1 protein-coding gene is annotated in these 258 nt (G+C 57.8%); it reads right to left on the bottom strand.

Features of this window, described 5'->3' with window-relative positions; translation table 11 throughout:
- On the bottom strand, positions 1–258 hold a 258-nt coding region (locus SB753_RS38850; RefSeq protein ID WP_410805388.1), incomplete at both ends, for an NAD(P)-dependent oxidoreductase.

Below are 258 nucleotides of genomic sequence, written 5' to 3'. Positions count from 1 at the left end.
CGGTTCAACGCGGCAATCAGAGCCTGCTCGTTGACGATCGGGCCGCGCGCGGTGTTGACGAGCAGCGCGTGAGGCTGCATCAGAGAAAGCTCGTGTTCACCAATCATATTGCGTGTGCGCTCCGAAAGGCGAACGTGAATAGACAGAATGTCACTGGAGGCGAGCAATTCTTCTTTCGATACGTACTGAGCCCCATGGCTCGCCGCGGACTCCGCAGTCATGTTCTGGCTCCATGCGATTGTCTTCATGCCGAAGGCC

It is taken from the genome of Paraburkholderia sp. SIMBA_053 (assembly GCF_046534895.1).
GTDB lineage: Bacteria > Pseudomonadota > Gammaproteobacteria > Burkholderiales > Burkholderiaceae > Paraburkholderia > Paraburkholderia caledonica.
The sequence above is the reverse complement of the archived record's forward strand: the minus strand, read 5'-3'. Positions and strand labels throughout refer to the sequence as shown.